Genomic DNA, 25,091 nt, shown 5'->3' with positions numbered 1-25,091 from the left:
CAGGCTGGGAACGCCCCGCTGGATTAGGCTTGGAGCATGACCGAGACCAACAGCACAGCGCAAACCGGCGTGCACCCGCGCCCCGTGGTGGGGCGTCTGCCCAAGTACGCAGCAGGAAAGCCGCCGGCGGCGGTGCCGGGCCTGGAGAGCTTCAAGCTGTCCTCCAATGAAAACCCGCTGGGACCCGTCCCCGCCGTGCTGGAGGTGCTGCACCAGGCGGTGGGCGTCCACCGCTACCCCGACACAACCTGCACGCTGCTGCGCACCGCGCTGGGCCGCTTCCTCGATGTCCCGGCCGAGGATGTTGTCACCGGCGCCGGCAGCCTCGGTGCACTGAACCAGATCCTGGCAGCATTCGCCGGCCAAAACGACGACGGCGGGCAGGACGAGGTTGTCTACGCCTGGCGCTCCTTCGAGGCCTACCCCATCTGCGTCGGCCTGGCGGGTGCCAAGAGCGTTCAGGTCCCCGTCCTGGCCGACGGCCGCCACGATCTCGACGCCATGGCTGCCGCCGTGACGGACAAGACCCGCGTGGTGCTGCTGTGCACCCCCAACAACCCCACAGGCCCCGCCCTGGGCGCCCGGGAAACCGAGGACTTCATCAACCGTGTCCCCTCCGATGTGGTGGTGGTTGTTGACGAGGCCTACCAGGAATTCGTCCGCATGGACGGGGCCGTGGACGGCGTTCAGCTGTACCGCAGGCACCCCAACGTCATTGTCTTGCGCACATTCTCCAAGGCGCATGGACTGGCCGGACTGCGGGTGGGCTACTCGGTCTCGCAGCCCGGGATCACCGGCTACCTCCGGGCCGCCGCAACTCCGTTTGCCGTCTCCGGCATCGCCGAGCAGGCCGCCGTTGCATCGCTGGAAAACTACGGTGAGGTTGTAGAAAGAGTACAAAGCCTTGTGGACGAGCGTGACCGCGTCACGGCCGGGCTGAAGCAACTGGGCTGGGACATTCCGGAAGCCCAGGGCAACTTCGTCTGGCTGCCGCTGGGCCCGGACACCCAAGAGTTTGCGGCACTTGCCGAATCCCGGGGGCTGTCCCTGCGAGCCTTTGGGGATGAAGGCGTGCGCGTGAGCATCGGGGAGGTCGAGGCCAACACCCGTTTCCTTGAAATCTGTGCAGCCCATACAAAAGAGCCACGGCGTTCCTAGCGATTGTCAAAGGCAGTGTTTGACTGCCTGTACCGATACAGTTGTAAATCGAAAACGTAAATATATGCTCACGCCGGAATGTATTCCTGAACTGGCATATATCGGCACCAACGAGTCGGGACAGGGAGCCAAGGCACCTGGGTCCGGCAGACGAGGAGACAGCATGGGCGCCGCCCAGACAGCTGCCAACAGTTCAACCAGCCCCGACGTGCCCGGCAACGCCCCGCAGGCACGGCAGCGGCCCCTGCCCGGCACCTCCGCAGGAGTGCTGCAGGAGAATGCCGTGGGGCCCCAAGAAGCTGTCCAGCTCCTGGATGAGCACGGCAACGCGCACCATGACGACACCTTCAGCCCGTTCGTTGACGGCCTGGACGCGGAAACCCTCCGCGGCTTCTACCGCGACATGGCCGTGGTGCGCCGCTTCGATGCGGAGGCCACTGCCCTCCAGCGCCAGGGCGAGCTTGCCCTGTGGGTTCCCGTTGTGGGGCAGGAGGCTGCCCAGATCGGTTCCGGGCGGGCCATGAACCCAGCCGACTACGCATTCCCCACATACCGCGAGCACGGTGTTGCGCTGACGCGCGGGCTGGAACTGTCCAACTTGCTCAAGCTCTTCCGCGGCATCTCCAACGGCGGCTGGGACCCCCGCGAGTGCAACTTCCACCTGTACACGCTGGTCCTGGCAGCACAGACCCCGCACGCCGTGGGCTACGCCATGGGCATCCAGCGTGACCTGGCCGCCGATCCCGCAACGGAACCGGCCGCCGTCGTTGCCTACTTCGGTGACGGCTCCAGCAGCGAGGGCGACGTCCACGAGTCAATGGTCTTCGCCGCCTCCTACAACGCGCCCGTGGTGTTCTTCTGCCAGAACAACAACTGGGCCATCTCGGTCCCCTTCGAGGTGCAGTCCAAGATTCCGCTGGTCAACCGCGCTGCCGGCTACGGCATCCCCGGCATCCGCGTTGACGGCAACGACGTCCTGGCTGTCTACGCCGTGACCCAGTGGGCCCTGGAACACGCCCGCAACGGCCACGGTCCGGTCCTCATCGAGGCTTCCACCTACCGTGTGGGCGCCCACACGACGGCCGATGACCCCACCAAGTACCGCATGATGGCGGAAGAGGAAGCGTGGAAGGCCAAGGACCCGCTGCAGCGCCTGGAAACCCACCTGCGCGCCCAGAACCTGGCGGACGACGCATTCTTCGAGCAGGTCACGGCCGACGGCAACGAGCTGGCCGCCCGCGTGCGCAGCGAAACGCTGGCCATGGGCGGGGCGGACATCCGCCAGAAGTTCGCCACCGTCTACTCCGAGGCACACCCCCTGGTGGCCGAGGAACTGGCCTGGTTTGAACGCTACGAGGCGTCCTTTGCCGACGCAGAACCCCAGAACCCGGGAGGTGCAGCATGAGCACAATGACCATTGCCAAGGCCATCAACGAAGGCCTGCGCGCCACACTGGCCAAGGATCCCAAGAGCTTCCTGATGGGTGAGGACATCGGCTCCCTGGGTGGCGTCTACCGCGTCACGGAGGGCCTGAAGAAGGAATTCGGTGCCCACCGCGTCATGGACACCCCGCTGGCAGAGTCCGGCATTGTGGGAACGGCAATCGGCATGGCCCTGCGCGGCCACCGCCCCATCTGCGAGATCCAGTTCGACGGCTTCGTCTTCCCCGCCTTCAACCAGATCACCACCCAGCTGGCCAAGATCCACACCCGCTCCGACGGCCAGCTCAGCGCCCCCGTGGTGATCCGCATTCCCTACGGCGGCGGCATCGGCTCCATTGAGCACCACTCGGAATCACCGGAAGCCCTGTTCGCCCACACTCCGGGCCTGCGCATCATCACCCCGTCCAACGCCAACGACGCCTACTGGATGATCCAGCAGGCCGTCGAGTGCAAGGACCCTGTCATCTTCTTCGAACCCAAGCGCCGCTACTGGCTCAAGGGCGAGGTCGACACGGAAAACAGCCCCGGGGACCCGTTCAAGGCCCACGTACTGCGCGAAGGAAGCGATGCGACGCTGGTGGCCTACGGCCCCCTGGTGCCGGTGGCCCTTGCGGCAGCCAACGCCGCTGCTGAGGACGGACACAGCGTGGAGGTCATTGACCTGCGTTCCATCTCGCCCATCGACTTCGACACGGTGGAAGCCTCCGTGAACAAGACCGGCCGCCTGGTCGTGGCACACGAGGCCCCCACCTTTGGCGGCATCGGCGGCGAAATTGCCTCCCGCATCAGCGAACGCTGCTTCTACTCGCTGGAGGCCCCGGCCATCCGCGTGGGCGGATTCCACATGCCCTACCCCGTGGCCCGCGTCGAAGAGCACTACCTCCCGGACATTGACCGCATGCTGGAGGCGCTTGACCGCGCCTTCGCATACTAGGAAGGCCCCCATGTCTACCCTCAACCTGTTCAAGCTTCCCGACGTCGGCGAGGGCCTCCTGGAGGCCGAGATCGTCTCCTGGAAGGTCAAGCTGGGCGATATTGTGGCCGTCAACGACGTGATCGTGGAAATTGAAACGGCCAAGTCACTCGTGGAACTGCCCTCCCCGTACGCGGGAATGGTGGCCCAGCTGATGGTGGCCGAGGGTGAGACCGTGGAGGTGGGCACGCCCATCATCGCCATTGGCTCCGAGGCCGATGCGCCCGCCGCGGCACCGGCCGCTCCCACCCCCGTTGCGCCGGCCGCTCCGGAGGCCGAGGCCATGAAGCCGCTGGTGGGTTCAGGACCCAAGGCTGACGCTGTCAAGCGCCGCCCGCGCACCACCTCGCCTGCCGCTGTGCCCACCCAGGCCGCCCCGGCGCCCACTATTGCGGCAGCTGCCGTGGCCCAGGCGCCCGCCCAGGTGCCGGCGTCGAGCATTCCGGCCAAGGTCAAGGAAAGGATCAGCCGCGTGCTGGCCAAGCCCCCGGTGCGCAAGGCTGCCAAGGACCTGGGCATTGACCTGAATGAGGTGTCGGCAACCGGTCTGCGCGGCGAGGTCACCAAGAAGGACCTGCTCAGCTACCAGGACCAGCGCACGGCCGAGCAGGACCAGGCCGGCACGTTCTGGGCGCCCGCAACGGGAACCGGGCTGGCCGACGATCCGCGGATCGAGCGCATCAAGGTCAAGGGCGTGCGCAAGGCGACGGCCAAGGCCATGGTGGAAAGCGCGTTTTCGGCGCCGCACGTGAGCATTTTTGTGGACGTGGACGCCTCGCGCACCATGGAGTTCGTCAAGCGCCTAAAGGCATCGCGCGACTTTGAGGGCATCAAGGTTTCGCCGCTGCTGATCCTGGCGAAGGCCGTGATCTGGGCTGCCGCCCGCAACCCCTCGGTCAATGCCACGTGGACCGGCGATGAGATCATCATCAAGCACTTCATGAACCTGGGCATTGCCGCGGCAACCCCGCGCGGGCTCATGGTGCCGAACATCAAGGACGCCCAGAACCTGTCGCTGAAGGAACTGGCTATTGCACTGAACTCGCTGGCCACCACGGCGCGTGCGGGCAAGACGCAGCCGGCGGACATGCAGGGCGGCTCGCTGACGGTCACCAACATCGGCGCCCTGGGCATCGACACGGGCACGCCCATCATCAACCCGGGCGAAGTGGCCATCGTGGCCTTTGGCACCATCAAGCAGAAGCCGTGGGTGCTGGACGGGGAAGTCATTCCGCGCTGGATCACCACCCTGGGCGGCTCGTTCGACCACCGCGTGGTGGACGGCGACCTGTCCGCCCGCTTCATGGCCGACGTTGCCGCCATCATGGAGGAGCCTGCGCTCCTGCTGGACTAGCATTTCCAAAAAGCCGGCCCACCCCGATGCGGGATGGGCCGGCTTTTGCGTTCCCCGCTGTGCCCCGTTTGCTACTGTGCGGCGACGTCGATGAACACCGGGTTGGCATAGAACCAGGTGTCCGCCCAGGGGTCGCCCTCGCCGGCGCCGTGCGGGATGGGCCCCTGCGGATCCACCGCGGCACCCAGCGGGCCGACGCCGGAGCGCTTGCCGTCGCTGCCGCGCAGGCGCAGGTAGAAGGGCTCAATCACGTTGCTGAACGTGCGGGTGAAGACGAGCTCGCCGGTCCGCCCGTTCGTCTCAATGCGTTCGTGCACGCGCGTGTTGGGGGTGGTGAAGCCGTCCCGGTCCGCAACGGGGCCCGTTACGAGGCCCTTGATGATGTCCACGTGCGCCAGCTCGGGCACCGTGCCGTTCGGGTTGGCCTTGGATGCGGTCTTGACGGTGATGACAAGTTCCACGTCGCTGCCGGGGGCAACGCTGAGGGTGGAACCCATGGCCAGGCCAGGGCCCGTGTGGCCGGACTGGCGGACACGGACGTCCAGCCCGTCGATCAGGTGCCCGTGGTCAACCCACATGCGGCCGGCCCGCATGGCCGCCATGACGGCAAGGTAGTCCCTGCTGTCGGCCCCAATGTGGGTGCGGCTGAACTGGCCCGGCCAGAAGTCGCTGCCGTTTTGCGGCGTTCCGGCTTCCACGGGGTCCGGCCGGCGCCCGGCACGGTTGAAGTTCTTCAGCGAGGCGCCGTTGTCCCAGCCGTCCCCCGCCGGGTAGTCACCAATGCGCATGGTGTCCCTGGCCGTGAGGTGGTTGTCGCTGTTGGAGGTGATCCAGAACGGCTTGCCCTCGGCCAGCATGGAGTCCCACAGCCCGCCCACCACGGCCGTGACCCAGTCAAAGCCTCCGCGGGTTTTGTACGCCTCAGCGGGGAAGCCGGGGAAGGAGAATTCGCTTGGCGCATTCTCGTATTCGCCGCGCTGGCTTGAGCCGTTGGCGAAGGTGCTGACGGCCGAGGCCTGGGCGCCGGGCGCACCCTCCATGCCAATCACAATGTCCGGGGCGGCGTCGCGCCAGTTCCGCATTTCGTGCGGCGAGTCAATGCCCAGGCGGGACGGGTGGTTTGCCAGCACCACCACGTCGTCAATGAAGCCGGACTGCTTCTGCGCAGCCAGCCACGCGATGGCCTGGCCCGCCTTCGGCTCCCACTCTGCTGCCTGGTTGGAGCCGGCTGCCGGCTTCTCCCATCCGTTGAGCTTGCCGTCCCAAAGCAGCTCAAACTGGCGCAGGATGCGGGCCTCGTTGGGGCCCGGCGCCACCAGCACGGAGGCGTGCTCGGCTGCCGGGATGTACCACTCCAGGCCCTGAAAGATCAGCATGTCCGGGCGGGCGGCACGTGCCGCGGCAATTTCACGCTGGGAGTTCAGCGCCCCGCCCATGTTCGCGTGGCCCCAGTTGCTGTGCTCGGTGAAGGCGATGACGTCCACGCCGAATTCGGCAGCCTTCTCCAGCAGGTGCCCCTGCGTGTACTTGGCGTCGTGGCTGTAGACGGTGTGGACGTGGTGGTCGCCCACAAGCCAGGCCAGGTCCGCCCGGTCATCGACTTTGCCTGCAGCGTTGGCGCGGGTGGGCAGAGCGGCGGTTCCGGCCACCATGCCGGCCGCGGCCAGGGCTGCGGCAGCCATGAGCTGGCGGCGGGACACCGTCATGGGCGTGTTGGACGTGCACATATCTAAAAGCTCTCCTTGTTGTTTGGAACAACCAGAGCGTAGGCAGGCAAGGTGAACGCAGGGTGGAGACGGGGCAGCCGGCCGTTAACCCCGCGGCAAGATGCCGTCTATCTGGATGGGGGACGATGCATCAACCAAGCCGCCCAAACCGGGCGACCACCAGAAGGGTCCCTTGACGTGTCACTGATTTCCGCCGCCCGACGCTCCGCCGCCGTCGCAGCTTTCGCACTGCTCCTGGCCGCACCGGCCGCCGCCCAGGCAGCCGCCCCTCCCGCGCCGGAGAACAGTGTTGGCATCCTGGCGCTGCTGGATGCACAGGGTGGCGTTCTGTCCGAGGGAAGCACGACGGCGCAACCCGGTTTTGCGGCCGCCCTGGCCCCTGCGCCGTGCCCGGCGGGATTTGCCGACGCGGCCCGGGTGTCCGTGTTGCCCGCGGGCGGCGCGGCCGTGGTCATCTCGGCCACCGTGCCGCTGGCCGATGCGGCGAAGCCCGCCGAGGTGCCTGTTCAGGCTGTCCTGGCGGACTACGCGGTGGACAGCGGTGCCACGGTGTTGCTGGAATGCTTGGCCGTGCAGGGCGGCATTCCGATTCCGGCAGCCACTGTCTTCAGTGTGGGCCTGGACGTTTCAGGCAGTGCTTTCGCTGTGGTGCCCAAGCCGGTGCTGCCCAGCACGCCCCCAGCGAGCCCGGTTGCCACGGAAACCCCGACACCCACGCAGACGCCCACGCCCGCGCCGAGCAGTGCTGCGGCGCAGACGCCGTCGGACGCAGCAACAATGCCAGCCGCCGGTTCCGGGACCGGAGCAACCGGGAACGACCTTGCCTCAACGGGCTCCGCCGCGCTGCCGCTGCTGTTCGGTGCGGGCCTGCTGAGTGCGGCAGGCGCGGGCTTGCTGCTGTGGCGCCGCGGCAGGGCATCGCACTCCTGAGCCTGCGATCGTGCGGGCCAGGCCGAAAGCAGTCGCTACTTGCCGGCGATGGCCTCGGCCAAAACCGGGGCCAGCCGCTTGACGCCCTCGCGCAGGGTTTCCGGCGGCACCGCACTGTAGGCCAGGCGCAGCTTGTTGCTCGGGGTGTGGGTTGCCGTGAAGGCGGCGCCCGGGACAAACACCACGCCGGCCTCGATGCCCTTGTGCAGCAGCGGGTATGTGTCGATTCCTTCGGGGAGGGACAGCCAGACGAAGAAGCCGCCCTCGGGGCGCGTCCAGCTCACACCCGCGGGCATGAACTCATCCAGTGCTGCAAGCAGCGCCGCGCAACGTTCCTGGTACAACGCCCGGTAGGTGCGCACCTGGCCCTGCCAGTCATAGTTGGCCAGGTAGTCGCTGACCAGCAGCTGGTTGAAGGTGGGTGGGCACAGGGTCACGGCCTCGCTGGCAAGGTAGTAGCGCTGCTTGAGGTGTGCCGGGACCAGTGCCCAGCCGATCCGCAGCCCGGGGGCGAAGATCTTGGAGAACGAGCCCAGGTACAGCACGTCGTCGGGGTTGGCGGCGCGCAGGGGCGCCGGCAGCACGCCGTCGAACTTCAGGAGCCCGTAGGGGTTGTCCTCGAGCACCAGAATATTCGCTTCGCGGCATATGTCCACGATCTCCTGGCGGCGCTCCGGGGCCAGCATCACGCCGGAGGGGTTGTTGAAGTTGGGGATGGTGTAGAGCAGCTTGATGCGCTTGCCGGCAGCCTGGAGTTCGGCGATGCGCTCCCGCAGCAGGGAGGGGATGGTGCCGTGCTCGTCGCCGGCCACCGGCTGGACGTCCACCTCGTACGCCTCAAAGGTGTTCAGCGCGCCAACGTAGGTGGGGTCCTCGAGCAGGATTACGTCACCCGGGTCGCAAAACACCTTCGCGGCAACGTCCTGGGCGGACTGGGAACCGGCCGTGATGACCACGTTCTCGGGATCGGCGTCCAGAATGCCCTCGGCGGCCATGACCTGGCAAATCTGCGTGCGCAGTTCCAGGGTTCCCTGGCCCCCGCCGTACTGCAGGGCCTCGAGGCCATGTTCGGCGATGACGGCCGCGGCAGTGTCGGCCAGCCGTTCAAGCGGCAGCGACTGCAGGTATGGATTGCCGCCGGCCAACGAGACAAGGCCGGGCTGCATGGAAATTTCAAAAACGTCCCGGACGGCCGACTGCTTGATGTTCGCCGCCCTCCGCGAGAGCAGTGCATCGTGCCGGTGGGCGCCCGGCGTGGCGCCCATCCCCGCCGGGGAAGCTTGCGCGGCACCGCCCTCTGCCCGGGAAAGGGCGTCGACGGCTTCTTCGGACAGGAATTCGGCGGCACCCGCGGCGCCGGAGGCAGAAGTGTTCACTCGCTCAGGATATAACCAATGTTGCGCAATAGGCATCAAAAGTTTTTCAAAGGTGTGTGCTACCTCAGGCTCAGCGCTTCACTCAACGTTTTGCCGTTGATTGTGATGGCCACCACGCTGCCCGCTGCCGTGTTTGCCGTGAGCTGCAGTTGCGCCTCAACGCGCGGAATGTCGCACTCCCCGCCCATGGACAGCGTGCCTGTGAGATGGGCGGTGATGGTGGTTCCGCTCCGCTCAATCGAGTCCACTGCAAGTTGCGACTGCCACAGCGTATTGTCCAGGCCGGACTGGCCAATCTGCTGCTCGTGGTTGGCCAGCAGCGTCCGCAGCGCCCCCTCCACGGGGTCCGTGTAGCTGATGGTGGGGCTTGTCACCGGGATGGCGCTGTCGCCGCAGCCGACATCCGGCCCGCCCGCCCCGCCGTCGCCCTGGGCAATGTAAAACACCGTCACCGAGGCGTTGGTGGGCAGCACGGTTGGCTGGGTTTTGGGCGGCTGGGTTTCCATGTCCGACGTCGGCACCTGGCTGGGGCCCGGCCCGCCGGCCGGCGCCGTGGTTGCGGGTGCGGAAGGGGTGACGGTGGAAGGTCCCGCCCCGGGAGATGGCACGGCACAGCCGGCCAGTACCAGGACCGCGCCCGCGGCGAAGATCAGTGCTGAATATCGTCCCCTGCCATGCATGGCTGCCTCCCCGTGTGGCCCAGGGATTCCTGCCCCGCAGGCACCGCGGCGCCCGCTCAGGCGCCATCCCTGCCTTCAAGGTAGGCGCGGACGGCGTGCGGGGACAGGTCCCGGGGGCAAAGGGGACAGAACTGCAACTTCATCGCGGGAGAGTCACGGCATCCGTCAGGGTGTCCGGGAACGTAACAAAGACGGAATTCGCGGCAAACCATTGTGATCCATAACACCGGCGGTTAGTCTCGGCATTGGATATGGGATGTCCCATGCTCAAATTTTTTTCTGCTCCGCCCTTGCCAACCACCGCCGGTGCCACGCTCCCGCGGTCCCACCCTGGAGAGTGCCTTGAGTTCCTGGTATCGAAAAACACTTGTAGCCGCCGTCGCGGCCTGCATGCTGGGCGCCATGGTGGCGCCCGCCCAGGCGGTGCAACTGGGAGCAGAAGCCCTGCCCGCGGTTTCACCGGCAGTGGCCGCCGGACCGACCACCAGCCCCGCCCCGCTGGCCGAGCTGGCCAACGTCACCAAGGTTGACCTGGCCAGCCACCAGGACGGGCTGTACCGCCAATACCGGATTCCGGGCATGATCGTCACCAATGACGGCACCATCGTCACCGCTTACGACGGCCGCCACACAGTTGCCGACCTTCCCTCATTCATTGACACAGTGGTGCGCACCAGCAAGGACGGCGGAGCCACCTGGAGCGAGCAGAAGATCGCCCATGGCGGCGCCTATCCTGAGGGCTACGGCGACCCCTCGCTGGGCTACAACCCCGAGACCAACAGGGTCTTCCTGTTCTACTCGGGCTCGAGGAAGACCGGCTTCGTGGCCGGTGCCGCGGGCGTGGGCGACGTGCCCGAGGTGGTGCAGCACTGGGTCAGCTACTCCGATGACAACGGGGCCACCTGGGAACACCACAACATCACCCCGCAGGTCAAGGACCCAGCCTGGGCCGGTGGCTTTGCCGCCTCGGGCATGGCCACCTTTATTGCCACCGGCCCCTACAAGGGCCGCCTGGTGCAGCAGTACCTCATGCGCACCCCCGGCTCCAGTGCCGTTAGCGCCTGGACCGATGACAACGGCGCCACCTGGCACCACGGCGAACCCCTGGCCGGCGCCGATGAAAACAAGTCGGCCGCCATGTCCAACGGCAACCTGATCTGGAACAACCGGGCCGGGGACAACCGCCAACGCGCCTATTCCACCGACGGCGGCGCCACCTGGGGCCCCAAGACCGACGACCCCGCGCTCATCGATGCAACCAGCAACGGTTCCATCACGCGGGTGTTCCCCACGCTTCCCGCAAGCGACCCCAAGTCCAAGTGGATGATCTCCACCAACAACTTTGACCGCGACATCCGCATGAACACCACCGTCCGCCTGTCCTGCGACGACGGCACCACCTGGCCCGTGGGCAAGGTCCTGGAGACGGGATCTTCCGGCTACTCCACGGCCGCCATGGTGAATGGCAGCACCGTGGGCGTGCTGTATGAGCGCAACGGCTACGCTGACATCACCTTTGCCTCCTTCCCGCTGGCCGAGCTTGAGGGCGCATGCGCCCCGCTGTCCATCCCCGCCGCCACCGCCCTGGCCATCGGCAACACCACCACTGTCCCCGTCACTGTCACCAACCAGACCCCGGCGGCACTGCCCGCCGGCACAGTCACGGTCGACGGCGGCCGCTACGTCAGCGGAACGGCCGCCACCCCTGCCATCGCGGCCGGCGCCCAGGCCGTGGTCAACGTCCCCGTGGCCACCAGCAAGGACAGTGCCGTCCAAAGCCAGGATGTTCAGGCAACCTTCACGGCCGGGGGCAAGAGCTCCCAGGTGCTGGTCCGCCTGGCCACCGTGGCCGGCACGGGAGCAGCCTCGGAAACAGTTGTTTTTGAGGACACAACCACCAGAAGCTATGACGGCACAACCCTGACAAACATCACCACCGAAAGCCTCGAGAAGATAAAGAACCTGGCAAAAGGCAGCATCTCTGTCACGTTCAACTCATCTGCGTCGGTCAACGCGAAACCGCAGACCTTGTTTGGTGCAACGCAAAAAAGCGTGGATGACCATGACCTGCTGCTGACAGTGAACAACGGCGGCAAGGCCTACTTTGAGATACGCCCGTCCCGGGCCGTGGGCTACCTGGCCAACTACTCCTCGACCCCGAACAGCGCCAACGGGGTGGACCACACCGTCAAGCTGACAGCAGGAAACGGCACCACCAAGTACTTCCTGGACGGCGTTGAACTGTACTCCAAGGCCGGCGAATTCTTCTTCAAGTCGCTTCCCAACCTTGACACCGTGACGATCGGCGGCGTGAACTTCAAGACCAGCGCCGACGCGGGGCCCTTGGACCAGTGGAAATTCAACGGAACCATCAAGAACGTCAAGATCACCACACCGGGAACAACTCCCGTTGCGGACCTGACGGCCGCCCCTTCGGCCAAGATTGAAACCGTCCTGGATGTCTTCAACTACGCATCGCCTCCCGGGCTGGGCATCAATGACAAGGGTTCCTACATGGTGCGCGTCACCAACGACGGCAACGTGCCGCTGGAAAACCTTGCCGCCACCTCCAACATCGACATTGCCGGCTGCTTCAGCGGCACACTGGCTCCCGGCGCCCAGCAGTTCTGCCGCGCCAAGAAGCACACCTTCAACGCCGCCGATGTTGCCGCAGGCAACTACACGCCATCCATGACCGTCACGGCAACGGCTGCGGGCCAGCCGTTCACGTCCTCGGCAACCGGAGACACCATTGAGCTCCAGGCGCCGTTTGAACTGCCCGCGGCCCCGGCCGCACTGACGGCAGTTCCCGCAGGCTGCGATCCCACGGCCATCAAGCCGGTTTCCGCCAAGGCCAGCTCGGAGGAGTCCCTGGCCAGCTACGGTTCCGAGGACACCCCGGCATCAAGCGCCATTGATGGAAACAATGCAACTTTTTGGTCAACCGGCTGGTCCAAGGGCACCATGGAATTCCCCAACTCCCTCACGGTAGACCTCGGTGCCAGCAAGACCCTGTGCGGGGTGAACTACACAGCCCGCCAGAACAACACCAACGGTGCCATCGGCGACTACCGCGTATACGTCTCCGATGACGGAAGCAGCTGGGGATCACCGGTTGCCGGCGGCAAGTTCACCACCGGAAACGCCAAGCAGGCGGCCTACTTCGCAGCGCCCGCCACGGGACGCTACGTCAAGCTGGTCTCCTACAACGACATCGGCGCCGCGAAAACGGAAACCACCACCGTGGCCGAATTCTCCGTGAGCGCCAACAACCCGGACTACGTTGCGCCCACGGGCCTGCCGGCCCTTATTCCGAAGCCGAACTCAGTGGTTTCCGGAACCGGACCGCGCTTTGGCCTGACCAAGAACACCCCCATCGTCACCGACGCGGACACGGCCACGCTGGGCAGTTACCTTGCGGATCTGCTCAAGCCCGCCACGGGCTTCGCGCCCAAGGTGGGCCGGACGGCGTCGAGCCTCTACCCGGCCATCACCCTGGCCGCGAACGGGCCGGCAACGCTGGGCGAGCAGGGCTACACGCTCAGCGTCAAGGGCACCGGCGTGCTGGTCACCGGCCACACGGCCGAGGGCGTCTTCAACGGCATCCAGACCCTGCGCCAGCTGCTGCCCGTGCAGATCAGCGCCCCCACGGTGCAGGCCGGCGCCTGGACGGTGGCTCCGGTGGAGATCTCCGACAAGCCGCGCTGGGACTACCGCGGCGCCATGCTCGATGTGGGTCGCCGCTACTACCCGGTGGCTGACGTGAAGGCCTACCTGGACTACATGGCCGAATACAAGCTCAACGCCTTCCACTTCCACCTCACGGAGGATCAAGGCTGGCGCATAGCCATTGACGCCTACCCCGCCCTGACAGGTGTGGGTGCGTCCGTGCAGAGCGGCATCCCGGCCGGCACTGTGGACAACGGCGTGTCCGGTCCCTGGTTCTACACCAAGGCCGACTACAAGGAAATTGTTGACTACGCCGCTGCACGCTTCATTGAGGTCATCCCGGAAATTGACGGACCCGGCCACGCCGGCGCCGCCATGTCCGCGGTGGCCAACTTGAACTGCAACAACGTGGCCATTGCGCCGTGGACCAACTTCGACCGCGGGCCGAACTTCTGCCTCAAGGACGCCGAACACCTCGACAACGTCAAGACCTTCCTGACAGCCGTCATGGCCGAGGTTGCTGCGCAGAACACCACCACCGACTACATTCACGTGGGCGGCGACGAGTCCGCAGGGCTCACGCACCAGCAGTTCACCGACTACACCAAGATCGTGAACAAGATTGTCACCGACAACGGCAAGAAAGTCATTGGCTGGAACTCCTGGGCCGACGGCGAAGGCCTCCCGGCTGGCGGCGTGCTGCAAAACTACGCCCAAACCTCCGGTGACGCCACGGAACTGCTCAACAACGTGGCCCACGCAGTGGACGCAGGGAACAAGTTGATCATGTCCCCTGCCGACAGGACCTATGTGGACATGAAGTACGACGCCACCACCAAGTACGGCCTGAAATGGGTCAACGGCGGCTACGTCAACCTGGCCCGTTCCTACCAGTGGGAGCCAACCACGGCCGTGCCGAGGGTTGGCGGCGGAACACTGGCGCTGGCCGACAGCCAGATCCTGGGTGTGGAGGTTGCCCTTTGGTCAGATGCCACCAACCAAAACGGCAGCCACGCCTTCTGGACGCCCGAGAAGCCCTTTGACTCGGTACGCACCTACATGAACCACATGATGTTCCCGCGCTTCCCGGCCGTTGCCGAGCTTGCCTGGAGTGCCAAGGCAGACCGCCAGAATGATCCGGCCCAGTTCGAGGACTTCACGGCCCGCCTGCTCAACCGGGCACAGGGCTGGGATGCTGCAGGAATCGGCTACTACCGGGCGCCTGACGTGGCCTGGAAGGCTGTGGGGGCCCCGGCCCTCCCTGCCGCTGCCACGCTGACCGTGACCGACTTGTCGGCCGTGGTGTCCTTCGATGACGCCGGCAAGCCTGTCTTCACGGCCTCCGGCACCTTGGCGGGGGTCACCGGAACCGTGAATGTTGTGGTCAACGGTTCCGCCAAGGCCATCACCGCCGACGGCGCCTTCACCTTCAGCGTTCCCGCAGCAGCGGGTGAAAACACGCTGGCCCTGACCGGCCTGGATGCCAACGGCACCCTCCCGGTGCTGGCGCAAACTGCTGTGGCCAGGGTTGGCACGCTGTCTGCAACGGCCACTGACGGCGGCTGGAAGGTCTCCGGCTCCGGGTTCACGCCCGGACAGCAGTTGGCCCTGACCCTGCACTCGGACCCGCTGCCGCTGGGCACAGTCACGGCCGACGGCGAGGGCAACTTCGCTGCCGACGTCACCATCCCGGCCGGTGCGGTTGCCGGGAACCACCAGATCCGTGCGGTTGGTGCCAGCAGCGCCGGTGCCGCGGCAGTGACGGTGGCCGAGGCGGTCGAACCGACGCCGAGCCCGACGCCGAGTGCCTCCCCGAGCGCTTCGGTCACGCCAAGCCCGTCGGCAACGCCGAGCGCAACCCCGTCGCCGACGGGCAGCCCCTCGGTGAGTCCCTCGGCCTCTGGTGCCACATCGCCAACCGGTGCCGCAACTGCGGGCCAGCCGACGCCGTCGACCACGTCAATCCCGGCCGGCACCACGGCTCCGGCCGCGGCGGACGACCTGGCGAACACGGGCACCAACGTCTCACTGCTGTCGGGACTGGCCTTGGTCTCGCTGTTGATCGGCGTGGGCATGGCAGTGGGCCGGAAGCGACGCAGCCGGCACGCCTAGGAGCCAAAAACGCCTGCGGCGGTCCCCAACATGGGGGCCGCCGCAGGCGCTTAAGTGGCGGTCGGTTCTAGACCAGCTGGCGCCAGTCATCGGCCAGGGGCAGGTCGTGGGCGCTGGACACCGAGTGGTGGGCAACCTGGCCGCCGGCCACATTCAGGCCCGCAGCCAGGGCCGGGTCTGCCTCGAGGGCTGCAACGACGCCCAGGTTGGCCAAGGCCACCGCATAGCGCAGGGTCACATTGGTCAGCGCGTAGGTTGAGGTGTTCGGCACGGCGCCGGGCATGTTGGCCACGCAGTAGAACACCGAGTTGTGGACCTTGAAGGTGGGGTCGGCGTGCGTGGTGGGGTGCGTGTCCTCAAAGCAGCCGCCCTGGTCCACGGCGATGTCCACCAGCACCGAACCGGGCTTCATGCGGGACACCATCTCATTGGTCACCAGCTTGGGGGCCTTGGCGCCGGGGATCAGGACCGAGCCAATGACCAGGTCTGCGGCCATGAGGGAACGCTCAATTTCCAAGGTGTTGGACGCCACGGTCTTCAGACGGCCCTGGTAGTGGTCGTCCAGCTGGTGCAGACGGTCAATGTTGATGTCCAGGATGGTGACATCGGCGCCGGCGCCAATGGCCATGGCGGCGGCGTTGGTGCCGGACACGCCGGCCCCCAAAATGACCACGTTGGCCGGGCGGACCCCGGGGACTCCGCCCAGCAGGATGCCCTTGCCGCCGGCGGGAGCCGTCAGGCACTGGGCGCCAACCTGCACGGACAGGCGCCCGGCAACCTCGGACATGGGTGCCAGCAACGGCAGGGTGCGGCCAATCTGCACTGTTTCGTAGGCAATGGCCGTCACGCCGGACTCCATGAGTGCCTTTGTCAGCTCGGCCTCGGCAGCCAGGTGCAGGTAGGTGAACAGGATCAGGCCCTTGCGGAAGTACGGGTACTCAACGCTGATGGGCTCCTTGACCTTGACCACCATGTCGGCACGGCCCCACACCTCGGCCGCGTCAGCCACCAATTCGGCGCCGGAGGATGCGTACTCTTCGTCGGAAATGCTTGAGCCAACGCCCGCACCGCGTTCAATCAAAACCGTGTGCCCGTGGCGCGTGAGTTCGTGGACGCCCGACGCCGTCATGGCCACGCGGAACTCGTTGTTCTTGATCTCTTTGGGAACGCCGATAATCATGATTTTGTCCTTCATTTCGGTGCGGTGGGCCTGCGCCCGGACGCTGTTGGTGTACTGAATACACTAGGGCCGTCTTGTGAAGTAGTTCATAGCCTTCCGGCGCCTTTGGCTCAGCCCAGCCCCGTGATCTAGGTAAATTGCCAACAATCAACTCGACATTTGTCGAGTCCGACCGGTTCAAGTGTCGCCTGCTGTCGTGCGGGCACATAAGGTTTGATTCATGCGCAATCCGGAGATCGAGAACCTCGTGGAACAACTGGCCAGCCAACTCGAGCGGGGATTGTCCCTAGAGGACCTTGACGGCCTCCTGCTGGCCTACAGCGCCAACCAGTCGCATGCCGACAGGGTGCGGGTGAACTTCCTGTTGAGCAAGCGCGTGCCGGCCGACGTCAGTGCCTGGCAACTCTCGCACGGCATTGCCAGCGCAGTTCGGCCCGTGGTGATTCCGGCCAATGAGGGTCTGGGCATGCTGGGGCGTGTCTGCGTGCCCCTGCTGGTGCGCGGATTCCGGGTGGGCTACCTGTGGGTCCAGCAGGAGGAACAGGAGCCAAGTGCGACGGCGATCCTTGCCCAGTTGCCGCAGGTCAGGGATGAGCTGGACCTGCTGGCCACGCTGCTGCTGGATTCCAACACGGCGGAATCCGGTGCCCGCCAGTTGCGGGAGCAGCAATTTTTGGCGGCCGTGGCCGGAGACAAGCGCGCCATCGACGTGCTGGGCGAGTGGCCCGAGGTCAGCCACAAAGGGCCGTGGCAGATGGCCACGCTGTACGCGGCTCCCGGACGCTCTCCGGTGCCCCGGGCCGCGGACCCGCTGGCGGCGGCCCTGATCCACCGCAGTGCCGGTTTGCAGGGCACCGTTGGCGTGGACGAAGCCCTGTTCAGTGCGGGCCTGCCAACCCATTCGGCCCTGCTCTTTCGGCACACGCCGGGGCGGACGAGCCATGCCACGGTGCTATCGCGGTACACGGCGGAACTGGGCAAGCGGACGGGTGTTCCGCCGCAGCGTGTGGTGATGGGCATCAGCGAACCGTTTGCATCACTGCGGGCCTTGCCGGCGGCCGGCGTTGAGTCGCAAGTTGCCGCCCAGGCAGCAATGGTGGACCCGGCGCTGGGGGACATCCTGGATGTCCGCGGCGCAGGAGTCTATGAGGTTCTGGCCGGAGGTGCGGCTGACCCCGAGGACAGCGTGTATTACCGGCTGCTGCGGGACCGCGACGGCGCGGGGGAGTTGTTTCCGGTCCTCGAGTTGTTGTACGACAGCGACGGGGCCGTGGCCGGGGTGGCGGAGCAACTGCACCTGCACCGGTCAAGCGTCTACAACAGGCTGGCGAGGGTGCGGGGCATCATCGGGGCCGATCCGCTGTCCGGGCGGGTGCGCCTGGAATTGCACGTGGCGCTGAAGGCGGCCCGCTGGTCCGGCCGGCCCCGGCTCTAGCCGGGGTGAGGAACTAAGCCTGGGGCGCTGCGTTCTTTTGCCCTTCCAGCCACGCCATGATGTCCTGGCTCCGGATGCGCCGGTGGGTGCCGCGGTACTGCACGGGTATGTCTCCCCTGTCCGTCATGTTTCGCAGGAAGGTGTGGGAAATGCCGGCCAGCTCGGCTGCCTGGGAGGTGGTCAGCAGTTCCGAAATGCTGGCCACGCTGACGGCGTCCCCGCGTGAGAGCCGCCCCAGCAGGTCAAGGACTGATTCCCTTGCGCCGGCATCGAGGCGGTGGGCCGTCCCATCGACGAACAGTGTCACGTCGTCGCTGCCGTCGAGTGCGCGGGCCAGTGCCGCCTGTTCGGTGGCCGGCAGGGGGGAGCTGAGTTTGGGTGCATCCAGGGTCATGAAACACATCGTAGCGGGCGGCGGGGTCCGTGGAGGCGGGCGGTAGGTTTGTGGCATGCCCCAAACCATCCGCACCGCGCTACTGGGCTACGGCCTGGCCGGCAGCGTTTTCCATGCCCCTGTACTCTCCCACCTCGAGGCATTCAGCCTGGAGGTGATCGTGGCCTCCGACCCCCAGCGGCAGGCCGCAGCCAGGGCCGCCCACCCCGCGGCCAGGGTGCTCACCCGCCAGGAATGGGAAGCCCCCGGAAGCCACGACGGCATTGACCTTGTTGTGGTTGGAACCCCGCCGGCCACCCACGCGCCCCTGGCCCGCAAAGCACTTGATGCAGGCTGCGCCGTGGTGGTGGACAAGCCCTTCGTGCTGACAAGTGCCGAGGGTGATGAGCTCGTGGCGCTCGCGGCCGAGCGCGGGCTGTTGCTGACCACCTACCAGAACAGGCGCTGGGACGGCGAGTACCTGACACTGGCAAAGCTGCTCGCCGACGGTGCCTTGGGTGAGGTTTACCGCTTCGAGTCCCGGCTGGAGCGGTGGCAGCCGGCCATCACCAAGGCCTGGAAGGCGGAGGCGACGGCGGCCGACGGCGGCGGGATCCTGTTTGACCTCGGCACGCACCTGATCGACCAGGCGCTGCAGCTGTTTGGCCCCGTGGAGCGGGTCTACGGAGAGCTGGCAGCCCACCGCCCGGCAGAACGCGCCGATGACGACGTCTTCGTGGCATTGCAGCACAGCAGCGGCGTCATCTCGCACCTGTGGGCCAACCTCAGCACAGCCCAAAAGGGGCCCAGGCTGCGCGTCCTTGGTTCCGAGGCAGGCTACGTAAAGGTGTCCGCGGACGTCCAGGAGACCCAGATCCAGGCCGGCATCCTGCCCGGAGACCCGGACTATGGGGTGGACCCGGAAGCCTCCTGGGGAATGGTGGGGCGCGACGGGAATATGGTGCCCGTGCCCACCGAGCGGGGCAACTTCCCCCAGTTCTACGAGAAGCTGGCCGAGGCAATTCGGCACGGCGGTCCCGTCCCCGTGGATCCTGCCGACTCCATTGCCGCGCTGCGCATTGTTGAAGAAGTCCGGCGCAACCATTCACAGGACCGTGCCGGTGCGTAAGCTGGGGTGACACACAGGCGCGGCGACGCATTGGGCGGGGAGGCGGCAGCAACCGTGAAGCAGGATCAAAGCGAAGGATTTGCGGGGCGCGCACCGGCAGGATTGGCCCTGGCCGAGCCCACCGAAACCGTCCGCCACCGGTGGACCATCTCGATTGTGCTGGTCAACATTGGCATCAATGCCGCCTTCTTCGGCCCCATCCAGGTGCTCCTGGGCCAGCAGGCCGCCCACTTCAGTGCCGACGACAAGGAAGGCATCCTGGCGCTCGTCACCGGTGCCGGCGCCGCCGTCTCACTCGTGGCAAACCCGCTTTTTGGCACCTTCAGCGACCGGACCACCTCCCGGTTCGGGCGCAGGGTTCCCTGGGTTTTCATCGGCGCGCTGCTGGGTACCATCGGGCTGCTGGGGCTGGCCGGAGCACCCACTATTGCCGCCATGACGGCCCTGTGGTGCCTTGTACAGCTGGGCTGCAACGGCGCCCTCGCGGCGACCACGGCGGCCATCCCTGACCAAGTGCCCATCAGGCAGCGCGGCTCCATTGGCGGCCTGGCCTCCATGGGAACCGTGGCAGGCATCCTGGTGGGCGCGGCAATTGCCGCCGTGGTGGCCGGCAACTACTCACTTGGCTTCATCATCTGCGCCGGGGCGCTCGCAGCCGGCATGGTCCCGTACTTGTTCTTTGCCAACGACCCCGTGCTGGCGCCGGATGAAAAATCCCCATTCACGTGGGGCAACTTCGCCAAAGGGTTCTGGATCTCCCCAAAGCGCTACCCCGACTTCGCCTGGGCCTGGATCACCCGCTTCCTGGTCAACGTGGGCAACCACCTCGTCACCCTGTACCTGCTGTTCTTCCTCGCCGATGCCGTTGGCTACGACAAGCCGGAGCTTGGTGTGCTGATCCTGACCGGCATCTACGCCGTGCTGACGCTCATCACCGCCGTCATCGGGGGGAAGTGGACCGACAGGGTGGGCCGGCGCAAGCCGTTTGTCATTGCCTCCTCGGCCATCATTGCGCTGGCCGCCCTCATTCTTGCCTTCTTCCCCACCTGGCCGGGGGCCATCACGGGTGCGGCCGTCCTGGGCATTGGCTACGGCGTCTATTTGGCCGTGGACTTTGCCCTGCTCACGCAGGTTCTGCCCTCGGCGGCCAGCCGGGGCAAGGACATGGGTGTCATCAATGTGGCGAACTCGCTGCCGCAGGTCATTGCCCCCATCATTGCCTTCCCGCTCGTGGCCTTCCTGGGTGGCTACGTCACGCTTTACATTGTGGCGGCCGTCATCGGCCTGTTGGGCGCGGTGTTCGTGGTGAAGATCAAGGGAGTGGACTAGGGTCGCCGAGGGACCAGCTGGTGACACTGTGTCATTAAGATCTTGACAGAGTGTCACCATCTTTGATTAGCTAAGGTTACCTTTGCCTAATTATGGAGTCCCGCATGTCTGCACCCGCCGTTGAATCCGTCCTGACCGAGACCCCTGCCGCACTGTCCCAGGAGCTCAAGTCCCACACCGCCGCAGCACACATGGCGGCCGAGGACTCCACTTTTGTTGCGGATTTGATGGGCGGGACGCTGGACGCCGCTGCGCTCGTGAGCCTCCTGGACCAGAGCCTGGTCATCTACCGTGCCCTCGAAACGGCGCTGGCCGCGCACACCGGACACCCCCAGCTGGGACCCTTTATCGATTCGAAGCTTGCTCGGGTGGCGGCCCTGGAGGCCGACATGGCCCACCACCACGGCGCCGACTGGGAGGCGCAGCTGGCCGACGGCCGCATCGTAATCGTCCCCGCCACCCTGGCATACGCCGAGGCGCTGGCGGCCATGGGCCGCGAATCCATCGAGTTCCTGCTGGCCCACCACTACGTGCGCTACATGGGCGACCTCTCCGGCGGCCTCATCATTGCACGCATGGTCCAGCGCCACTACGGCATTGCGGACGAGGGCCTGAACTTCTACGCGTTCCCCGAGATTGAAAAGCCCAAGCCCTACAAGGATGGCTACCGGGAACTGCTGGACACGACCAAATTCAGCCGCGCCCAGAAGGACGCCATCCTGGACTTCGCCGCCGAATCGTTCGAACTCAACCGCGCGGTGTTTGTGGACCTCGACGCCGCACGCAAGGCCGCGGCCTAGAAACCTTCCGGCCGCTAGTCCCGCTTGGCGACCTGGTAGCGCCCATCCTCGTAGACGGTGGTGTAGCTGGTCCCCGGGAAGCGCTGCTCCGCCTGCTGCTCCGCAGTGGTGGGCGTGGCGGCCGCATTGCCGGAAACATCGATCAGGAAGTACTCCGGGGCAGGGTTCCCCTGGTTGCCAAGCCAGTACACTTCGGTGCGGTCCACAAGGTAGCTCATGAGGGAGATGTCCGTCTCCACAGTGACGCCGTCGGGCACGGCGGCGAGGGCGGCCTGCGCGGATGCGACTGTGGTGAGGGGGAAGTTCTTGGTGGTGTCGTTCAGTTTTCCGAAGGCGTACTGGCTGGTCAGCACCACGGCAATCAGCAGCATGGCGGTGCCCATGAGCAGCCGCAGCCGCTCCGAGTTGAGCACCTTGCGGCGCGTCAGGGCGTCGATGGCGGCGCAAAAGACCACAGGCATGAGGACGGCGCTGTATTGCCATTCCTGGCCCCAGTAGACGGGCAACTCGGACAGGAAGCGCCACGCCAGGGTGGGCAGCACAATCAGGGCCATGGGGGAGGCCAGGCACAGCCCGGCCGTGATGGCCACCAGCAGGAAGACCGTGGTCAGCTTGTCGGCCTGGAAGAGGGAGGCCGGGTCGCTGAGCAGCCCGGCAATGTCCAGCTGGCTCTGATAGGCCCAGGCGTCGCCCGGATTCATGGCGGGCAGGATGACCTTCGTGGCCAGCACAAACCATGCAACGCCCCACACCGAAAGCCACAGGCCGGCGGCGGACCGTGCGCGCATGGCCATGATCAGGCCAATCACCAGGACCGTCAGGCCCAGGTCCTCCTTGACGAAGACCAACAGCGAGGCCCAGATCCACGCCGAACGCCACCGCTCCTCCATGAGGGCCACGAGCGCCAATGCCAGCAGCGGCACGGCGAAGGCAACCTCGTGGAACTGCGAGTCAATGGCCGACTGCAGCCCCCAGCTCAAGGCATAGGCGGCGCCAAGGCAGGCGCCGGTGATGCGCCCCAGACGCTTGATGGCGTAGTGGCTGATGACCACCACGGACACGGCCAACAGCACGTTTTGGACCACCAGCAGCGTGTAGGCGCTGGGGAATAGGCGGTAGATGGGCCCCAGGACCACCAGGAGCGGGTGGAAGTGGTCGCCCAGCAGGTTGAAGCCCTCGCCCTTGATGCTCACGATGGGCGGCTGGAAGTTGGCATACGCCTTGGCCAGCTGGGTGAAGATGCCCAGGTCCCAGGACCGGATTGCGTAGCTCTGCCACTGCAGCCGTGAATACACCGAGTACACGGCGAAGGCCAGCAGGCCCACCAGCAGTGCCAGGGCCAGTGGTGTCGTGGCGGCACGCTGGAAATTGGCGAGCCGGCCGGGGGCGGCCTGGGCACGGCGTTCCGGGTCCTTGCTGGCCGCGTCCTGGGGGGCAGTCTTCTGCAGAGTGGTCACAGGGAAAGTCTAGGCGGGCGACGGGATGGATCGGGCATTGTTAATCCGGCCTCAGGGCGAGCCTCCTGGCGTTTGAGACTGGCTTGGTGCTGTGTCGGGTGGCTGCTGGATTCGGCCGTTTCAGGTGCCTGCGGGGCCTGGCTGGCCGGAGGTGTCCGGGGCATCCGGGCTGCTGTTCTGCCCGTCCTGCTGGAGTGCCTTGGTGATGCGGGTTTTGAGCCATTTGGGGTAGGCGGGGCGTGGGTTTTCGGTGGCCTGGGGTGGGTGGTAGTTGCCCGAGGGTGAGATCCAGCCGATGCGCCCGTCCTGGCAGGGCTTGGGCGTCCAGCCGGGCAGGCGGATGCCGGTGCGCCAGGGCTCGGCGATCCTCCGTGGTGTCCCGTGCCGGTTCTTGTCGTCCTTGAAGTGCTTGAGCCGGTGGTGCTGGGCGCAGGCCGGGCGCAGATTCCCCGGCGTGGTCTTCCCGCCCTGGGCGAAGGCCTTTACGTGGTCCAGGTCCGTGAGCAGGACCGGGTTGGTGCAGTTCGGGAAGTAGCAGCCCCCGGCCATCGCCTGCAGCACGGCTTTCTCGGCGTCGCGCAGTGTGTAGCGTTCCGGCTCCAAGGGCAGCGCTTCCCCGCTGATCGGGTCCGTAAGCACCCGCAGGAACGTGGAGGATCCGGCCAGCAGTTTCCGGGCGATGCCCATCGGCACGGGCCCAGCGTTTCTCTCGTCGAGTTCGGCGGGTTCGTCCGTGAGGCCCAGCAAGCCCAGGACCGGGACCGTCACGATGACCAGGGCCTTGGGCAGCGGCGGATCGGTGAGCACCACGTTGTTGGCCAAGTCGGCCAGTTGTTGCAGGTACTCGGCCTGGGGGTGTTCGAGGATCCCGTCCACGACCCCGTCCACCCAGCCGGACCCGTCCCCGACCACCACCCCGGCCACCGGCACATCCTCCCCAGCATCCCCCTCCTGGCCGGTGGTGGAGAGGGTCGCGTCGTCGCAGCCGGGAGAGGGCAGGATGGTCCCTTCGAGCGGGGTCCCGGCATCACCGACGGCACCCTCCGGCACTCCGGGAAGGGTGGGCTGCGGGCTGGCGCCTGTCGGCGGTTCCGGGCGGCGGTGCTGCCAGGGCGGTTCTTCATCCGTCACGGTGACCCCGAAGGCAGACCTCTGCCCAAACACCACATCTCGGCCCGCAGCGTCCGGGCCGGGATGATCGAAAGCCCCGCGCGGACCAAAGATGGGGGACGAACCGCCTGGGCCGGGGCCGGCCCGGAAACCATTGAAGCCCTTGCCGGCACCTGCACTGCTGCCGGCGCCCGCGCTGGTGGTGGGTGGTTCCTGGCCCAGGAGCAGGATCGCGGCGACGTCGGCCCGGAGCTGCTCCAGGGTCCGGTATTCCCGCATATCCTCCCCGCTCCCGCCACGGGCGTCGGCGGCGCGTTGGGCTTCGGCGGCGTTGGCCTTGATCGCACGGGCGGCCCGGGTGCAATGGACCATGATCGCGTTCGCCGCGAGCGTGGGCAGATGCAGGCTCAACCAGCTCATCCCGTCCCGTCCCGGTTCCACCCCGATCCGCCGTGACCTAAACGCCTCCGCCGTGCGGGTACCCAGGGACTGCGGGAACAAGGACTCCCGGGCCCGGCAGGCCTTGGAAGCAAACACCCCCGCCGTGGTCCCCACCGCCAAACGCAGCAACCGCGCCTCAAAATCGGCCACGTCACTCTCGGTGACAGAGGGGGTTTCGGCCAGGGTCTCCAGCTCGGCCAGGACCGTGCACACATGCCGCCAGGACAGCTTCCCGGATACCAGTGCTTCCCGGGTGACGGGCCGGTGCTGCAGCGCCACCGCCCGATGCCCCAGGGCTGCGGCGGTGCGTTCGGCAATGCCCAACACCACCGCGATTTCCGCCACGCACCCGGATTCCGCGTTCACCCGCTGCCCCGCGTCCAGCTTGTACACCACCGCCTCCACCGACGCCGCGC

Annotated in this window: 17 protein-coding genes; 10 read left to right on the top strand and 7 right to left on the bottom strand. The window is 66.6% G+C overall.

Going from position 1 to position 25,091, the window contains the following annotated elements; genetic code table 11:
• Positions 1-36: 36 nt before the first annotated feature.
• From PCK14_RS15855 to PCK14_RS15840, 4 genes are all read left to right on the top strand, one after another.
• The gene (locus PCK14_RS15855; protein ID WP_269939484.1) at positions 37-1,158 is read left to right on the top strand and encodes a histidinol-phosphate transaminase; all 1,122 of its coding nucleotides are present in this window, start codon (positions 37-39) and stop codon (positions 1,156-1,158) included.
• Positions 1,159-1,321: 163 nt separating this feature from the next.
• The gene (pdhA, locus tag PCK14_RS15850; RefSeq protein ID WP_269939483.1) at positions 1,322-2,563 is read left to right on the top strand and encodes a pyruvate dehydrogenase (acetyl-transferring) E1 component subunit alpha; all 1,242 of its coding nucleotides are present in this window, start codon (positions 1,322-1,324) and stop codon (positions 2,561-2,563) included.
• The gene (locus PCK14_RS15845; protein WP_269939482.1) at positions 2,560-3,534 is read left to right on the top strand and encodes an alpha-ketoacid dehydrogenase subunit beta; all 975 of its coding nucleotides are present in this window, start codon (positions 2,560-2,562) and stop codon (positions 3,532-3,534) included. The genes pdhA and PCK14_RS15845 overlap by 4 nt, the downstream gene beginning before the upstream one ends.
• Before the next feature lie 10 nt (positions 3,535-3,544).
• On the top strand, positions 3,545-4,927 hold the full coding sequence (locus PCK14_RS15840; RefSeq protein ID WP_269939481.1) for a dihydrolipoamide acetyltransferase family protein: 1,383 nt from the start codon (positions 3,545-3,547) through the stop codon (positions 4,925-4,927).
• 71 nt (positions 4,928-4,998) lie between these two features.
• Here the strand turns inward: PCK14_RS15840 and PCK14_RS15835 are convergent, their stop codons facing one another.
• Positions 4,999-6,654, bottom strand: a complete 1,656-nt coding sequence (locus PCK14_RS15835; protein WP_269939480.1) for a PHP domain-containing protein — start codon at positions 6,652-6,654, stop codon at positions 4,999-5,001.
• A 177-nt stretch (positions 6,655-6,831) separates the two neighbouring features.
• Between PCK14_RS15835 and PCK14_RS15830 the strand changes: the two genes are divergently transcribed.
• Positions 6,832-7,584, top strand: coding sequence for an LPXTG cell wall anchor domain-containing protein (locus PCK14_RS15830; RefSeq protein ID WP_269939479.1), 753 nt, complete (start codon positions 6,832-6,834; stop codon positions 7,582-7,584).
• Positions 7,585-7,619: 35 nt separating this feature from the next.
• Here the strand turns inward: PCK14_RS15830 and PCK14_RS15825 are convergent, their stop codons facing one another.
• Both PCK14_RS15825 and PCK14_RS15820 read right to left on the bottom strand, forming a co-directional pair.
• On the bottom strand, positions 7,620-8,960 hold the full coding sequence (locus tag PCK14_RS15825) for an aminotransferase-like domain-containing protein (RefSeq protein ID WP_442864744.1): 1,341 nt from the start codon (positions 8,958-8,960) through the stop codon (positions 7,620-7,622).
• 59 nt (positions 8,961-9,019) lie between these two features.
• A complete protein-coding gene (locus PCK14_RS15820) occupies positions 9,020-9,640 on the bottom strand; it encodes a hypothetical protein (protein ID WP_269939478.1) in 621 nt (206 codons plus the stop codon).
• Positions 9,641-9,982: 342 nt separating this feature from the next.
• Between PCK14_RS15820 and PCK14_RS15815 the strand changes: the two genes are divergently transcribed.
• The gene (locus PCK14_RS15815) at positions 9,983-15,421 is read left to right on the top strand and encodes a family 20 glycosylhydrolase (RefSeq protein WP_269939477.1); all 5,439 of its coding nucleotides are present in this window, start codon (positions 9,983-9,985) and stop codon (positions 15,419-15,421) included.
• 67 nt (positions 15,422-15,488) lie between these two features.
• Here PCK14_RS15815 and ald read toward each other — a convergent pair whose 3' ends face one another.
• A complete protein-coding gene (gene ald / locus PCK14_RS15810; RefSeq protein ID WP_269939476.1) occupies positions 15,489-16,601 on the bottom strand; it encodes an alanine dehydrogenase in 1,113 nt (370 codons plus the stop codon).
• A gap of 220 nt (positions 16,602-16,821) precedes the next feature.
• On the opposite strand from ald, the gene PCK14_RS15805 reads away from it, so the two are divergent.
• A complete protein-coding gene (locus PCK14_RS15805; protein ID WP_269939475.1) occupies positions 16,822-18,036 on the top strand; it encodes a PucR family transcriptional regulator in 1,215 nt (404 codons plus the stop codon).
• Positions 18,037-18,049: 13 nt separating this feature from the next.
• Here PCK14_RS15805 and PCK14_RS15800 read toward each other — a convergent pair whose 3' ends face one another.
• Positions 18,050-18,430, bottom strand: coding sequence for a helix-turn-helix domain-containing protein (locus PCK14_RS15800; protein ID WP_269939474.1), 381 nt, complete (start codon positions 18,428-18,430; stop codon positions 18,050-18,052).
• A 55-nt stretch (positions 18,431-18,485) separates the two neighbouring features.
• On the opposite strand from PCK14_RS15800, the gene PCK14_RS15795 reads away from it, so the two are divergent.
• The 3 genes from PCK14_RS15795 to PCK14_RS15785 all read left to right on the top strand — a co-directional run bounded on the left by PCK14_RS15795 (position 18,486) and on the right by PCK14_RS15785 (position 21,667).
• Positions 18,486-19,538, top strand: coding sequence for a Gfo/Idh/MocA family protein (locus tag PCK14_RS15795; RefSeq protein ID WP_269939473.1), 1,053 nt, complete (start codon positions 18,486-18,488; stop codon positions 19,536-19,538).
• Between the two features lie 54 nt (positions 19,539-19,592).
• Positions 19,593-20,867 carry an MFS transporter gene (locus PCK14_RS15790; RefSeq protein WP_269939472.1) on the top strand — a complete coding sequence of 425 codons (1,275 nt, stop codon included), beginning with the start codon at positions 19,593-19,595 and terminating at the stop codon, positions 20,865-20,867.
• A 104-nt stretch (positions 20,868-20,971) separates the two neighbouring features.
• Positions 20,972-21,667, top strand: coding sequence for a biliverdin-producing heme oxygenase (locus PCK14_RS15785; protein WP_269939471.1), 696 nt, complete (start codon positions 20,972-20,974; stop codon positions 21,665-21,667).
• 14 nt (positions 21,668-21,681) lie between these two features.
• On the opposite strand, the gene PCK14_RS15780 is transcribed toward PCK14_RS15785, so the two are convergent.
• Positions 21,682-23,124, bottom strand: coding sequence for a DUF2079 domain-containing protein (locus tag PCK14_RS15780; RefSeq protein ID WP_269939470.1), 1,443 nt, complete (start codon positions 23,122-23,124; stop codon positions 21,682-21,684).
• 120 nt (positions 23,125-23,244) lie between these two features.
• Positions 23,245-25,091, bottom strand: a 1,847-nt coding sequence (locus tag PCK14_RS15775; protein ID WP_269939469.1) for an HNH endonuclease signature motif containing protein, incomplete at its 5' end; no start/stop codon positions are given.

Source organism: Arthrobacter sp. HY1533 (genome assembly GCF_027568515.1).
Classification (GTDB): Bacteria; Actinomycetota; Actinomycetes; order Actinomycetales; family Micrococcaceae; genus Specibacter.
This window is presented reverse-complemented; position numbering and strand designations above follow the sequence as displayed.